Source organism: Microbacterium sp. KU4F, assembly GCF_056868075.1.
Genome location: NZ_CP200324.1, coordinates 464,611 through 478,612, shown reverse-complemented (window position 1 = coordinate 478,612; position 14,002 = coordinate 464,611). Strand labels below are relative to the sequence as shown.

Annotated in this window: 13 protein-coding genes, 1 tRNA gene and 1 pseudogene; 6 read left to right on the top strand and 9 right to left on the bottom strand. The window is 67.9% G+C overall.

Annotated features, from left to right (window positions below):
• Positions 1 to 89: 89 nt before the first annotated feature.
• Positions 90 to 1,004 (bottom strand): AEC family transporter, encoded by a 915-nt coding sequence (locus AC1VNH_RS02395; RefSeq protein WP_483109709.1) that lies wholly within the window; start codon positions 1,002 to 1,004, stop codon positions 90 to 92.
• A gap of 199 nt (positions 1,005 to 1,203) precedes the next feature.
• On the opposite strand from AC1VNH_RS02395, the gene AC1VNH_RS02390 reads away from it, so the two are divergent.
• Both AC1VNH_RS02390 and AC1VNH_RS02385 read left to right on the top strand, forming a co-directional pair.
• The gene (locus tag AC1VNH_RS02390; protein WP_483109708.1) at positions 1,204 to 1,785 is read left to right on the top strand and encodes a hypothetical protein; all 582 of its coding nucleotides are present in this window, start codon (positions 1,204 to 1,206) and stop codon (positions 1,783 to 1,785) included.
• A gap of 1 nt (position 1,786) precedes the next feature.
• Complete coding sequence (locus AC1VNH_RS02385) at positions 1,787 to 2,323, top strand: RNA polymerase sigma factor (protein ID WP_483109707.1); 537 nt, start codon at positions 1,787 to 1,789, stop codon at positions 2,321 to 2,323.
• A 38-nt stretch (positions 2,324 to 2,361) separates the two neighbouring features.
• Here AC1VNH_RS02385 and AC1VNH_RS02380 read toward each other — a convergent pair whose 3' ends face one another.
• Positions 2,362 to 2,874 (bottom strand): GNAT family N-acetyltransferase, encoded by a 513-nt coding sequence (locus AC1VNH_RS02380; RefSeq protein ID WP_483109706.1) that lies wholly within the window; start codon positions 2,872 to 2,874, stop codon positions 2,362 to 2,364.
• Between the two features lie 44 nt (positions 2,875 to 2,918).
• On the opposite strand from AC1VNH_RS02380, the gene AC1VNH_RS02375 reads away from it, so the two are divergent.
• Entirely contained in the window at positions 2,919 to 3,251 is a 333-nt protein-coding gene (locus AC1VNH_RS02375; protein WP_483109705.1) for a hypothetical protein, read from the top strand.
• On the opposite strand, the gene AC1VNH_RS02370 is transcribed toward AC1VNH_RS02375, so the two are convergent.
• On the bottom strand, positions 3,226 to 3,624 hold the full coding sequence (locus AC1VNH_RS02370; protein ID WP_483109704.1) for a hypothetical protein: 399 nt from the start codon (positions 3,622 to 3,624) through the stop codon (positions 3,226 to 3,228). The two genes, AC1VNH_RS02375 and AC1VNH_RS02370, sit on opposite strands and share 26 nt — an antisense overlap.
• A 79-nt stretch (positions 3,625 to 3,703) precedes the next feature.
• Between AC1VNH_RS02370 and AC1VNH_RS02365 the strand changes: the two genes are divergently transcribed.
• Positions 3,704 to 4,261 (top strand): dihydrofolate reductase family protein, encoded by a 558-nt coding sequence (locus tag AC1VNH_RS02365; RefSeq protein WP_483109703.1) that lies wholly within the window; start codon positions 3,704 to 3,706, stop codon positions 4,259 to 4,261.
• Here AC1VNH_RS02365 and AC1VNH_RS02360 read toward each other — a convergent pair.
• The 4 genes and pseudogenes from AC1VNH_RS02360 to polA form a co-directional block, all read right to left on the bottom strand.
• Positions 4,239 to 5,000 carry an SGNH/GDSL hydrolase family protein gene (locus AC1VNH_RS02360; RefSeq protein ID WP_483109702.1) on the bottom strand — a complete coding sequence of 254 codons (762 nt, stop codon included), beginning with the start codon at positions 4,998 to 5,000 and terminating at the stop codon, positions 4,239 to 4,241. The two genes, AC1VNH_RS02365 and AC1VNH_RS02360, sit on opposite strands and share 23 nt — an antisense overlap.
• A 70-nt stretch (positions 5,001 to 5,070) precedes the next feature.
• Positions 5,071 to 6,081, bottom strand: a pseudogene (locus AC1VNH_RS02355) (LLM class flavin-dependent oxidoreductase); the annotation flags it as partial.
• A 55-nt stretch (positions 6,082 to 6,136) separates the two neighbouring features.
• A complete protein-coding gene (locus AC1VNH_RS02350) occupies positions 6,137 to 7,813 on the bottom strand; it encodes a DUF885 domain-containing protein (RefSeq protein WP_483109701.1) in 1,677 nt (558 codons plus the stop codon).
• 32 nt (positions 7,814 to 7,845) lie between these two features.
• Positions 7,846 to 10,491 carry a DNA polymerase I gene (gene polA, locus AC1VNH_RS02345; protein ID WP_483109700.1) on the bottom strand — a complete coding sequence of 882 codons (2,646 nt, stop codon included), beginning with the start codon at positions 10,489 to 10,491 and terminating at the stop codon, positions 7,846 to 7,848.
• Positions 10,492 to 10,544: 53 nt separating this feature from the next.
• Between polA and AC1VNH_RS02340 the strand changes: the two genes are divergently transcribed.
• Positions 10,545 to 10,976, top strand: coding sequence for a hotdog fold thioesterase (locus AC1VNH_RS02340; protein WP_483109699.1), 432 nt, complete (start codon positions 10,545 to 10,547; stop codon positions 10,974 to 10,976).
• A gap of 23 nt (positions 10,977 to 10,999) precedes the next feature.
• On the opposite strand, the gene AC1VNH_RS02335 is transcribed toward AC1VNH_RS02340, so the two are convergent.
• Positions 11,000 to 11,614 (bottom strand): ANTAR domain-containing response regulator, encoded by a 615-nt coding sequence (locus AC1VNH_RS02335; protein WP_137416998.1) that lies wholly within the window; start codon positions 11,612 to 11,614, stop codon positions 11,000 to 11,002.
• 191 nt (positions 11,615 to 11,805) lie between these two features.
• On the opposite strand from AC1VNH_RS02335, the gene AC1VNH_RS02330 reads away from it, so the two are divergent.
• Positions 11,806 to 11,891 (top strand) — tRNA-Leu (locus AC1VNH_RS02330).
• A gap of 651 nt (positions 11,892 to 12,542) precedes the next feature.
• On the opposite strand, the gene pyk is transcribed toward AC1VNH_RS02330, so the two are convergent.
• Entirely contained in the window at positions 12,543 to 13,988 is a 1,446-nt protein-coding gene (pyk, locus tag AC1VNH_RS02325; protein ID WP_243227851.1) for a pyruvate kinase, read from the bottom strand.
• Positions 13,989 to 14,002: the final 14 nt, after the last annotated feature.

The window sequence follows — 14,002 nt, the reverse complement described above, 5'->3', positions numbered from 1 at the left end:
GGCTTGCTCTTTTCTGAGAAGAAGCTGAGTGTACGATCCCACCGTAGCGCGGCGAGGCGCCGCAGGGGAGTGGTGCTCGACGCGGCGCGTCACAGCAACAGGACGATCCCCAACAGCACGGGCACACTCCCCACGGTCGTGAGGAAGATCGTGTCTCGCGCGACCGTCTCGCCGACGCTGTAGCGCTGTGCGTAGTTGAAGACGTTCTGCGCCGTCGGCAGGGCCGCCAGCACGGTGACGATCAGCACCTCGTGCCCGGAGAGTCGGAAGAGCGTCGCCACAGCCCACGCCGCCGCGGGCATCGCGACCAACTTGAGCGCGCTCGCGATCAGCACCTCACTGCGGCGGCCGGCGTCGGCGAGAACGCGCTGGCCGTGGAGCGAGATGCCGTAGCTGATCAGAAGGACGGGGACGCAGGCGTTCGCGATCAGCAGCGCGGGCTCCAACACGATCGTCGGAAGCTCGATGTCCGATAGCGAGACGAGGGTGCCGAGTGCCGAGCCGATCACGATGGGATTGCGGGCGGTTCGCCCCAGTACGCGCCAGAAGGATCTGGTGCCGGTGGTGGCAGCATCCAGGATCGCGAGCGCGATGGGCGTCAGCAGCAACAGCTGCATGAGGATGACCGGCGCCGGGTATGCGGCGCTGCCCAGTAGGTACAGCGACAGGGGGATTCCGATGTTGTTGGAATTGACCTGGCCCGCCGACAGTGCGGAGATCGTCGCATCCGCCACGGAGCGTCGCCACACGAAGCGCGAGAGCAGCCATTGCAGCCCGATGATCACGGCGGCGGCGATCGTGGACACCGGAAGCAGTGCGGAGAACAGCGTCGTGATGTCCGCCTGGCTGAGCACCGTGAAGAGGAGGAAAGGCGAGAGAACGTAGAACGTGAGCCGGCTCAGCACGTGCCGTGCGTGCGGACCGAGCAGGTCGATACGTCCGATGATGTATCCGACGATGATCGCGGTTCCGACAACGGCGAACCCGGTCAGCGTCTCCAGCACGTCCTCAGCCTATGGGGCGCCTGTGCGCAGAGACGTCCACTCTGGGCTTCGGCGCCGCGGCGGGCGGATCGGTGTGATTACCGATAATGCACATTATGTCAGAACACGATTCTGCGGTCCTCTCCTCGGCGAAGCCGGGATGTGCAACGTTTCGGGACCGAACGGGAATGAGGAGGTACAAGCGAGAGGATCTTCTGCGATGAAACCGTCGGCTCTGGATTCGTACCTGGACACGATGGCGACGCCCGTGTCACCCGAAACGCAGCACCTTGCTCGGGCTCTCGCCAGCGCGATGCGACCGACCGAGCGTCGTCGACGCCCCAGCCGCTGGCTCCTTCCCGGACTCGCCGTCGGTGCGGTCCTGCTGACCGCCGGCGCGGCGACGATCGTGATGTCGCACTGGGGCGGGGTGAGCATGCCGTTGGGCAACGTCAGGAACGAGACGCCGCTGCCGATCTCCTGGACCACCGAAACGGGCCACTCCGAGAGCTGTCGAGTCTGGATCGAGTTGCGCCATCCTGAGCCGTCGGACGGCGCCGTCCTCGACGCGGCCATCGAAAGCCATGACTGGGACGGCCTCGGTCAGCATCTCTACGCCTCTGCCGCTCCTGAGCCCGACGATCCGGATGGCGAGGTTCGCGTCTCCGGCGCCCTCGTTCCCGTTCTGCAGGACTTCGTCGCGGGAACCTTCCCCGGCATCATCTGGCTCGGTGATCCCGCGGCGAGCACGACGCGCGCCGTCGACGCGTGGGGCATGACGTGTGTCCCCGAAGCGGAGTGAGATGCCGAGCGAACGCACAGCCGATGAGATCACTGCGGTCATCGCTGCCCACTCCCCTGATGTCCTCGCCTACTTCACCCGCCGAGTGCCTGTGGCTGCCGATGCCGCGGACCTCCTCGCCGAGACGCTTCTGATCGTCTGGCGGCGTGCCTCTCGTCTGCCGTCAGCAGACGAGGAAGCCCGAGCATGGATGTTCGGCATCGCGCGGAACGTCCTGCTGCATCACCGGCGCGGGTTTGCCCGCAGACTTGCCCTGACGGAACGCCTTCGAGCTGTTCTCGCGACGACGACGCACCCGGGCTTCTCCCCCGACCCCGAACACGAGGAACTGCACCGCGCACTCTCTGCGCTGGCGGAGATCGACCGCGACATCATCGGCCTGGTGCACTGGGAGGGTTTCTCTCTCGTCGATGCCGGCCGCATCCTCGGCCTTAAGGAGGGCACGGTTCGTAGCCGCTACCACCGGGCGAAGGCGCGCCTGCGCGATGCGCTCGTCGAAGGGAACGGTGCCAGCCCGACGAGGGCGATCCCTCGTTGACGCCAGGCTGCGCAAAGCCACGACGCGGAGCCGCTGTCTCAGCGGAGTCCGCGGAGATCCACACCCATCTGCACGCGGGGCCCGAGACGGTCGAGCCCGAGTCTTGCCTCCGTCTCGATCAGCTCGCGGTGGAAGTCGTCAGACGGCTCCTCGATCACGAATCCCGCGGATGCGTAGAACGGTGCGTTCCAGGGGACCTCAGCGAACGTGCGGAGCGTAAGCCTGTCGTAGCCTGCGTGGCGCGCCGCATCCTTCGCTGCTTCGACGAGCGCGCGTCCGATACCGCGGCCGCCGAAGCCCGGCAGAACAGACACCTGTTCGAGAAGCGCCCCGCCGTCGAACTCGATGACGTGAACGAAACCGACCACGGTGCCATCCTCTCCTTCGGCGACGAGAATGATGCCTCCGTCGGCGAGCCGCTCCGTATCCGTCGGTGCGGGGTGCCACTGATCCGGCTGGAGAAGATCCACCAGGAGCGCATCGGCCTTGTTCTCGATTCGCTCGAGGAGCGGGAGGTCGGCGGCCCCCACCGGGCGGATCTGCACGGGCATTCCTTGATCCTAGGTCGACCGTGGTGCCCACTACGCTCGAGCCCATGCCCTCCGATTCCATCCCCGTCACCCGGCGGGTCGAGCTCGATCTGCGCAAGCCGCGGCTCGCCGCGTACGCCGTGCGACCGACCGTCGTGATCGGCGGCCGCGGGCAGCCGGCCCAATGGGGCCGCGGCACCTGGCAGGTGTCGGCGACGCAACCCGAGCGCATCGGCGTCTTCCTGTTCAACCGCCTCTGGCGCTTCGGCTCGGCCGTCATCGACCTCGAGCCCGAGACAGCGGGACCGTTGGTGTACCGCGCACCGTTGTTGCCGTTCGGCCGGGGACGATTGTCGGGGGCGACCACTCCCCCTACGTCGTCGTCACCCGCCGGTTGAGCTCGCGCTGCAGCACCTGAGAGAGACGGGCGACACCCGTCGCGATGTCTTCGCGTCCCGCTGGCCGGACTTCCTCGAACATCTCGACATCCACGCTCCGACCCTCGAGACGCCACACGCTGCGCACTGCCCCCTCGGTGCGGACGTAGGCCCGCTCCCCCACCACCGTCACCGCAGTGATGGAGTCGAGCTCGTCGAGCCACGCGCGCACGAGGCGCCGACGCACGGTCAGTCCGGCCGCGAACCAGGCGTGCAGTTGCTTCTCTGTCGCCGGCGCGTCAGCGGCGAGGAAATCGCGGACGGCGCGGGACCCCGCCTCGGCGAGAGGAGACGTCCCCGAGCGCGCTGTCCCACGAGACGTCCACAGTGCCATCGTAGGAAGGATCGGGACGCGGCACTTCATGGACCGTGAGGGGCCGAGGGATGTCGGACGCCCCGCATACGGTGACGCCATGGTCCGCTACGTCTACTGCACCGCATCCACTCTCGACGGCTTCCTCGCCGACGACGCGGACAGCCTGGAGTGGCTGCTCACCGTGCCCGGCGCCGAAAGCGCGGGCGCCTTCGCGACCTTCTTGGACAGTGTGGGCACGCTCGTGATGGGATCGACGACCTTCGACTGGGTGTATCAGCACGAGCGCCTCGACGAACACCCCGAGCGTTGGCATGATGCCTACGCGGACCGCCCCGCCTTCGTGTTCAGCTCACGTGAGGTGGCACCCGTGGCAGGGGCTGATGTACGGCACCTCAGTGGACCCGTCTCGTCGCATCTCGCAGAGTTCGAAGCAGCGGCCGCGGGGCGGGACGTCTGGATCGTCGGCGGTGGCGACCTCGCTGGTCAGTTCGCCGACATCGGCCGTCTCGATCGCATCATCGTCACGTACGCTCCTGCGGTCCTCGGGTCGGGACGTCCGCTCCTGCCCCGTCGTCTGGACCACACGCGCCTCCGCGTGGAGGATGCGGCCATGGACGGGCCTTTCGCTCAGGTCACGCTGTCGGTGTCACCGTGACCCAGTCGCCGAACTTCGGCACTCGGCCGTCGCCTGACGACCGGCCGGTCAAGCGACGCTGAACCCAAGGCCCCACGTGCGTGCGGTAGTACGCGAGGCCGGAGCTCGTGCGCGCCGCCGACTCGCTCGGAAGCGACCACCATGAGGGATCCGGCGTCTCCCCGAGCGAGTCCAGGACGCGAGCAGCTACGCGATGATGACCCCGCGCGCTCATGTGCAGGCGGTCATCCGACCAGTAGCCCCGCGACGACAACTCTCTGTCGGGCCAGTTCAACGCCTGGACGACGTCCGGTCGGTTCTCGATGCGAGAGACGACCGCGGCCGAGAGCTCGTCGCCGCGACGCTGGATGAGGCGCCCCATCGGTAGGTGCGGCGCGGGATTCGCGCCGCTGAGCACGATGAGGGTCACTCCCTCCTCGTCGCACCGGCGCAGCACCTGGTCGAAGGCATCCGCCACGTGCGAGATGGCGGTCCGCGGGCGCAGCATGTCGTTACCGCCGCCGTTGAACGAGAGATGCGTCGGCCTCAGCGCGAGCGCGGGTTCCAGTTGCTCGGAGACGATGGGCCAGATCAGTTTTCCGCGGATGGCGAGGTTCGCGTAGGAGATCTCGTGACCGAGCGAGTTCGCCCAGCCCTGCGCGGTGAGGTCCGCCCAACCGCGCACACGACCGTCCGGAAGCTCGTCGCCGACTCCCTCGGTGAACGAATCCCCGATCGCGACGTACCGGATGTCGGGCACGCGTCCCCCTGTTCCGCCGGCTCTCTGCGCCGGACCTGTCGAGCCTACTCGCCGCCCTCGGCCAGCAGCTCCGCACCCGCGGGGCCACCTCTGTGCCGTAGAGCTCGATCGAGTGCAGCATCTTGTCGTGCGCGAGGGTGCCGTTCGAGAACTTCAGGTCGAACCGGTCGATCCCGAGGGTCCTCACGGTGGCCGCGAGCTTGCGCGCCACGGTCTCCGGCGATCCGGCGTACACGGCGCCGTCGGGGCCGACGTCGTTCTGGAACTGCGCGCGGCTGTACGGCGGCCAGCCCCGCTCTCGTCCGATCGCGTTGCGGTTGGCTTCCATCGCCGGATACATCTCGTCCCATGCCTGCTCGTCCGTGTCGGCGACATGACCCGGCGAGTGCACGCCGACGGGCAGGCGCTCCGCGCCCATCGCGTCCCGCGTGCGGTGGAAGAGGTCGACGTAGGGGCGGAATCGTGCCGCCGCTCCCCCGATGATCGCGAGCATCAGCGCGTATCCGTGGTGCGCGGCACGCACGACGGACTCCGGCGAGCCGCCCACGCCGACCCACGCGCGGAAGCCGTTCTCCGTTTTGGGGAAGACATCGGCGTCCTTCAACGCGGCGCGGGTACTCCCCTGCCAGGTCACCGGTCTCTCATCGCGCAGCCTGCTGAACAGATCGAGGCGCTCGTCGAAGAGCACCTCGTAGTCGGCGAGGTCGAAACCGAAGAGCGGGAAGGACTCGATGAACGACCCGCGCCCGAGGATCACCTCCGCACGCCCGTTCGAGACCGCATCCAGCGTGGCGAAGCGCTCGTACACGCGCACGGGGTCGTCTGAGGAGAGAACCGTCACGGCGGTGCCGAGATGGATGTCGCGCGTGCGTGCGGCCGCGGCGGCCAGGACGATCTCGGGGCTGGAGACCGCGAACTCCTTACGGTGGTGCTCCCCCACGCCGAAGAACGCCAGCCCGACCTCGTCGGCGCGCACGGCCTGCTCGACCACGTTGCGGATCGTCTGTGCGTCCGTGAGCGGCACGCCCTGCGCGTCCGCGGTGACATCACCGAAAGTGTCCAGTCCGAACTCCACGGTCATCGCGACCACCTTTCATTCAGACGGATACAACTCGCGGGCGAGTGCCGTCATTCCCTCAGTGATCGCGCAGCGCGTTGCGCAGCGTGTCGAGACCGACACCGCCGATGTCGAGAGCCCGCTTGTGGAACTGCTTGATCGAGAAGGCGTCGCCCTGCGCCTGACGCGCATCGTCTCGGATCTGCTCCCAGATCCGCTGACCGACCTTGTAGGAGGGCGCCTGGCCAGGCCACCCGAGGTAGCGGTTCACCTCGAACTGGATGAACGCGTCCGGCATGTTGACGTTCTGCCGCATGAACGCGAGGGCGAAATCGTGATCCCAGACGCCGGCGCCGTCTGGGCGCTGCTTGCCCAGGTGCACGCCGATGTCCAGGACGACGCGGGCCGCCCGCATCCGCTGTCCGTCGAGCATGCCCAGGCGGTCGGCGGGGTCGTCGAGGTACCCCAACTGCTCCATGAGGCGCTCGGCGTACAGGGCCCAGCCCTCGGCGTGTCCGGAGGTTCCGGCCAGCAGACGCCGCCAGGAGTTGAGCTGCGCGCGGTTGTAGACGGCCTGCGCGATCTGGAGATGGTGCCCCGGAACGCCCTCGTGGTAAACGGTGGTCAGTTCGCGCCACGTGTCGAATTCGGTGACTCCCTCGGGTACCGACCACCACATGCGGCCCGGCCGGGAGAAGTCGTCGGTCGGACCCGTGTAGTAAATGCCGCCCTCCTGTGTCGGAGCGATCATGCACTCGAGCGTGCGGATCGGTTCCGCGATGTCGAAGTGGGTGCGGCCGAGCTCGGCGACCGCACGGTCGCTCGTCGCCTGCATCCACTCCTGCAGCGCCCGGGTGCCGTGCAGCTTGCGCGAGGGGTCCGCCTCTAGGTGCGCGACGGCTTCGGCGACGCTCGCGCCGGGCAGGATCTCGTTCGCGATGGACTCCTGCTCGGCGACCATCCGGGCCAGTTCCTCGATGCCCCACTCGTACGTCTCGTCGAGGTCGATCTCGGCGCCCAGGAAACGACGCGAATGCAGGGCGTAGAGCTCCCGACCCACCGCATCCTGGTCGCCGGCCACCGGGGCGAGCTCCGCAGACAGGAAACGTGCGAGATCGTCGTACGCGACGCGGGCGGCGCCCGACTGATCGGCGAGTTCGCGGGCCAGGGATGCGGGCAGTTGTCCCTCGCCGGGGGCGGCATCGCCGGCGAACGTCGCGAAGAACCCGCTCTCCGCGGTGTACCGCTCGATCTGCGTGACGACCTCCAGCACCTGGCGGCGAGCGGGGACGGCTCCCGCAGCGATCCCCGCCCGAAGTGTCGCGATGTAGCCGTCGATCGCCGAGGGCAGGGCCTGCAGACGGCGGGCGACGACCTCCCAGTCCTCGATCGTGTCGGTGGGCATGAGATCGAACACCGACCGGATGTCCTGTGCGGGGGATGCGATGACGTTGAGGTCGCGCAGGCTCGCTTGGGCCTCGTGCAGTTCGAGGTCCAGGCGCAGCTCGCGCGACAGATCCGCCTTCGTGACGGCGTCGATGTCGTCGACGGGCTCGGCCGCATCGAGGTCGGCGAGAGTGCGGCGGGCTGCCTCGGCGTAGCGCTCGGCCCCCTCGGGCGAGTAGTCCCCGAATCGGTCGTTGAACTCGAACCGACCGATGTACGTGGCGGTCGTGGGTGACAGCTCGGCCACGGTGTCGACCCACGCGTCGGCGATGGTGTCGATGGGAGTGGTGGGGCGGGACGTTTCACTCATGGATTCGAGCCTACGCCGACGGTCGGCGCCGTTCAGTGCCCGGCCGCGTTCCAATCAGCGCCGCGGCCGATCTGCACGTCGAGCGGGACCGTGAGCTGCGCCGCATCCCCCATGCGCGCGCGCACAATCTGCTCCGCCTGGTCCCACTCTCCCGCAGCGACCTCCACGACGAGCTCGTCGTGGATCTGCAGCAGCACGCGCGAGGCGAGTTGACGCTCCTGGAACTCGGCGTGGATGCGGAACAGCGCGATCTTCATGATGTCAGCCGCGCTCCCCTGGATGGGGGCGTTGAGCGCTGCACGCTCCGCGTTCTCGCGCAGCACCCGGTTGGGGCTGGCGAGGTCGGGGAACGGACGACGCCGCTGGAAGATCGTCTCGGTGTAGCCGTCTTCGCGGGCCTTCTCGACGGATGCGCGCAGATAGTCGCGCACCGCACCGAAGCGCGCGAAGTACTCCCCCATCAGCTGCTTCGCCTCGGACTGATCGATGCGCAGCTGCTTGGAGAGCCCGAATGCGGACAGGCCGTAGACGAGACCGTAGGACATCGCCTTGACCTTCGTGCGCATCTGCGGTGTGACCTCCTCCGGGGTCACGCCGAACACGCGCGCGCCGACGAACCGGTGCAGGTCCTCCCCCGTGTTGAACGCTTCGATCAGCCCGGGATCTTCCGACAGGTGCGCCATGATGCGCATCTCGATCTGCGAGTAGTCGGCCGTGAGGAGCGTCTCATAGCCCGCGCCCACCTGGAACGCCGAACGGATGCGGCGGCTCTCCTCGGTGCGGATCGGGATGTTCTGGAGGTTGGGGTCAGTGCTCGACAGTCGACCCGTCTGCGACCCCGTCTGCAGGTAGGTCGTGTGGATGCGTCCGTCGGCGGCGATCGCCGCGTCGAGCGTCTCGATGATCTGACGCAGCTTCGTCGCCTCGCGGTGCTGCAGCAGCAGATCGAGGAAGGGGTGCGGGTGGGACTCCTGCAGGTCGGCGAGGACGGCGGCATCCGTCGAGTAACCGGTCTTCGTCTTGCGGGTCTTAGGCAGCTGGAGCTGCTCGAACAGCACCTCCTGCAGCTGCTTCGGCGAACCGAGGTTGACCTCGCGATCGATCGCCGCGTAGGCGCGCTGCGCGAGGCCGTCCGCGCGCTCGGCCAGTTCGGCCGAGAAGCCGGACAGCACCTCGTGAGACACCGCCACGCCCGCGAGCTCCATGTCGGCCAGGGCGAGCAGGGTGGGCAGTTCGATATCGGCGAGCACCGAGGACGGACCGTCGCCCAGAGCGGCACGCAGGGGCTCGGCCACGCGGATCGTGTACCACGCCAGCTGGCCGGGAGTCGCCCCCTCGGTCTCGGGCACGAGCTGCGACGGATCGGCCTCGGGGAGCTTCTCACCGAGGTAGCGGTCGACGAGGTCGCCGAGCGACTTGTCGGGAAGGCTCGGACGGATGAGCCAGCCGGCGAGGAGGGTGTCGAACGCCACGCCGGCGACCGTGAGCCCCGCACGCCGCAGTGCCTTCACCTGGCCCTTGGCGTCGGTGAACGTCTTCGGGCGGGCGGAGGCGAGCCAGGGCGCCAGCGCAGCGGCGACCCCGTCGTTCCAGCCGGCCTCGATGACGGCGCCGGCGCGGGCGAGCCCGATCCGTGTAGGCACGGAAGCGCCCAGCACGACGGTCACCCCGACCTCCGCGTCACCGGCCTCGTCCAGCCATGCGGTGAGCATCGCGGGGTCCGTCGCCTCCACGGGAGACGGGGCCGCGACAACCGGTGCGTCGTCGGCGACGGCGCCGGCCGCATCCGCTCCGGTGGCCTCGAACACCCGCGGCAGCAGCGTACGGAACTCGAGCCGCGCGAAGATGTCGCGCACGCCCTGCGCGTCGATCGGACGCACGGCGAGATCCTGCGGCGTCACCGGCAGCTCGACGTCGCGCAGGAGTCGGTTGAGTGCGCGATTGCGACGCACGTCGTCGATGTGCTCGCGCAGATTGTTGCCCACGACGCCGGTGACCTTGTCGGCGTTGGCCAGCAGCTCGTCGAGGGATCCCCACTGCGTGAGCCACTTCACGGCCGTCTTCTCGCCGACCTTGGGAACACCGGGCAGGTTGTCGCTCGTCTCCCCCACGAGCGCCGCGATCTCGGGGTACTGCGCCGGAGCCAACCCGTAGCGCTCGCGCACCGTCTCGGGGGTGTAGCGCTTGAGTTGCGAGACCCCCTGCACGCTCGGGTAGAGCAGCGTGACCTCGTCGGTGACGAGCTGGATGGTGTCGCGGTCGCCGGAGCAGACGAGCACGTCGTAGCCCGCAGCGACTCCTTCCGTCGCCAGGGTCGCCAGGATGTCGTCCGCCTCGATGTCCTCCTTGGTCAGCACCGTGACGTTCATGGCGCGCAGGCACTCCTGCAGAAGGGGGATCTGCCCGGAGAACTCGGGCGGGGTCTCGCTGCGGGTCGCCTTGTACTCGGGGTACTCACGAGTGCGAAACGAGACGCGCGAGGTGTCGAACGCCACCGCGAGATGCGTCGGCTTCTCGGCCTTCAGAAGGTTCACGAACATCGACAGGAAGCCGTAGACGCCGTTGGTGTGCTGGCCGTCCTTCGTCGTGAAGTTGTCGACGGGAAGGGCGTAGAACGCCCGGAAGGCGAGCGAATGGCCGTCGACGACGAGCAGAGTAGGCTTTTCGGAGTCCGTCACCCTGACAGCCTAGTAAGGCCTGCGGACACGACACCCCGGAGCCCAGGAGCAGCATGACCGCGCCCGAGTACACGATCGATCCGCTGGAATGGGTGACGCGCCGCGGCACGGGCGCCCTCGCCGACAAGATGGGACTCGAGTGGCTCGAGTTCACGGCGGAGCGCGGCGTCGCACGCATGCCCGTCGAGGGCAACACCCAGCCGGTGGGTCTCTTCCACGGCGGCGCCTACGTCGTGCTCGGTGAGTCGCTCGGCTCGATGCACGCGAACTATCTCGCCGGCCCCGGGCGCCTCGCCGTAGGGGTCGACATCAACGCGACGCACACGCGCTCGGCCACATCCGGATTCGTCACGGGAGTGTGCACCCCGCTGCACGTCGGACGCACGCTGATGGTGCACGAGATCGTCCTCTCGGACGACGCGGGGCGCCGCTGCTCGACCGTGCGCATCACGAACCTCGTGAAGGACACCGCCGGAATCGCCTGATCGATCGGATCAGGCGGGACGCGTCACTTCTTGGGAGCGAGCTGCTCGATGATCGCCTTGGCGACGTCCTGCATCGTCAGGCGGCGGTCCATCGACGCCTTCTGGATCCAGCGGAACGCCTCGGGCTCGCTGAGGCCCATCTTCTCGTTCAGCAGGCCCTTGGCGCGGTCGACGAGCTTGCGGGTCTCGAAGCGCTCGACCATGTCGGCGACCTCGGCCTCGAGCGTGATGATCTGCTCGTAGCGCGCGAGAGCGATCTCGATCGCGGGCAGCAGGTCGTTCGGCGTGAACGGCTTCACGACGTAGGCCAGAGCCCCTGCCTCGCTCGCACGCTCCACGAGCTCCTTCTGGCTGAAGGCCGTCAGCAGCACGACGGGGGCGATGTGGTTCTTGTTCAGCTTCTCCGCGGCGCTGATGCCGTCGAGCTGCGGCATCTTGACGTCCATGATGACGAGGTCGGGACGCAGATCGGTGGCGAGCTGCACAGCGGTCTCACCGTCTCCGGCCTCACCGACGACGTCGAAGCCGTTGTCGCGGAGGATCTCGACGATGTCGAGGCGGATGAGCGACTCGTCCTCTGCCACCACCACGCGGCGGGGTGCGGTCGGGTTGGTCGCGGCGGTTTCCTGCTCAGTCACCTTTGAATCCTACGGCACGCGGGCAGTCCGCATCCGGATGCGACACCGCCGACGGCGCGGATGCGGCCGTCCTCAGGCGTCGAGGCGATCTTCCGCCCCCGAGGAAATCGCTCGACCGGGCCGCAGAGCCCGACGGCGGGCGGCGGTCGGCCGGTGCGATAAGGTCGAATCCGGCCACCTGCGTGGTCGATGCCGGCGTGGCGGAATGGCAGACGCGACCGACTCAAACTCGGTTACTCGAAAGGGTGTGTGGGTTCGACTCCCACCGCCGGCACCAACATCTTGTCGCCGTCGCGCGCGCACTTCGTGTCTCACTTGTGCACGTCTGCGGCGCTCACGGCGTGAACTGTTGAGACGCGGATCACCGGGTCGGGCGCCAGAGGGCTCTGTGTCTCACTTGTGCACGCCTGCGGCGCTCGCGACGTGAACGGTTGGGACACGCATCCGGTGCATGGCGTCCCGGGTCCTTCGTGTCTCACTTGTGCACGCCTAGGGAGCTCACGGCGTGAACAATTGAGACACGCATCCCTATGCGGCACACCGCGGACACTTCGCGTCTCAGCTGTGCATGCCTGTGGCGCTCATGTCGTGAACGGTTAAGACACGCATCCGGGCGTCGCACACCGCGAGTGCGCCGCGTGCCCTACGCACGAGCACAACGCAGGCGAACAGGGCAGGCGAACAGGGCAGGCGAACAGGGCAGGCGAACAGGGCAGGCGAACAGGGTGCGCGAACAGCGCACGAGCACAACGCACGCGCACAGGGCACGCGCACAGGGCACGCGCACAACGCACGAGCACAACGCACGCGAATAGGGCACACACTCAAGGAACGAGCACAGGGCACGCGCACAAGGCGCGCGCTCGGGGCACCGCACAGCAGAAGGGACCTCCCCCTCAGGGAAGGTCCCTTCTGTGCACCTCGCGGGTTACTCGCCCGACCAGATCGGGGCGCGGCCGTTGACGGCGTCACCGATCTTGTGGATGCGGATGTCGTTCGTCGACCCGGCGATTCCGGGAGGGGAACCGGAGATCACGACGACCTTGTCACCCTCCTTGGCCAGACCCTTAGAGAGGAAGAACTCGTCCACCTGCATGAACATGTGGTCGGTGTGCGGCACGTGCTCCACCAGCGCCGACTGGATGCCCCACGTCACGGCCATGCGACGACGGATCGCCGGGTCCGGCGTGAACGCCATCATCGGGATGCTGGGACGCAGGCGCGACATGCGACGAGCGGTGTCGCCGGACTCGGTGAAGATGCAGAGCCAGCTCGCCTCGACGAACTGCGCGACCTCCATCGCAGCCAGGGTGATCGCGCCACCCTGCGTGCGCGGCTTCGTGTTCAACGGAGCGATGCGGTCGAGTCCGTGCTCCTCCGTGGAGGCAACGATGCGCGCCATCGTCTCGACGACGCCGACCGGGTACTTGCCGACGCTGGTCTCGCCCGAGAGCATGACCGCGTCCGCGCCGTCGAGGACGGCGTTGGCGACGTCGCTCGTCTCGGCGCGGGTCGGGACCGGGTTCTCGATCATGGACTCGAGCATCTGGGTGGCCACGATGACCGGCTTCGCCATACGACGGCACAGCTCGACGGCGCGCTTCTGCACGATCGGCACGGCCTCCAGCGGAAGCTCCACACCGAGATCGCCGCGAGCGACCATGATGCCGTCGAACGCGTCGATGATCTCCTCGAGGTTGTCGACGGCCTGCGGCTTCTCGATCTTGGCGATGACCGGCACACGCCGACCCTCTTCCGCCATGATCTCGTGCACGCGATTGACGTCCTCGGCGTTGCGCACGAACGAGAGCGCGATGATGTCCGCACCCGCGTTCAGACCCCAACGAAGATCGGCCTCGTCCTTCTCCGACAGTGCGGGGACGTTGACGGCCACGCCGGGGAGATTGATGCCCTTGTTGTTGGAGACAGGGCCGGCGACGACGACCTTCGTGGTGACGACGGTGCCGTCGGTCTCGACGACCTCGACACGCACCTTGCCGTCATCGATCAGAAGGAAATCGCCGGGCTTGACGTCCTGCGGGAGACCCTTGAAGGTCGTCGAGACGATCTCCTTGGTCCCGAGGATGTCCTCGACCGTGATCTTGAAGATGTCACCCACGGCGAGCTCGTGAGGGCCGTCGGCGAACTTGCCGAGGCGGATCTTGGGCCCCTGCAAGTCGACGAGGATCGCGACGGCGGAGCCGGCGTCTTCCGCGGCACGGCGCACGTTCGCGAAGTTCGCGTCGTGGACCGAATAGTCACCATGACTGAGGTTGAGGCGGGCGACGTTCACACCTGCGTCGATGATCGCGCGGACCATCTCGTAGGAGGAAGTTGCCGGGCCTAGGGTTGCGACGATTTTCGCGCGTCTCATCCGAGTTCGAACTC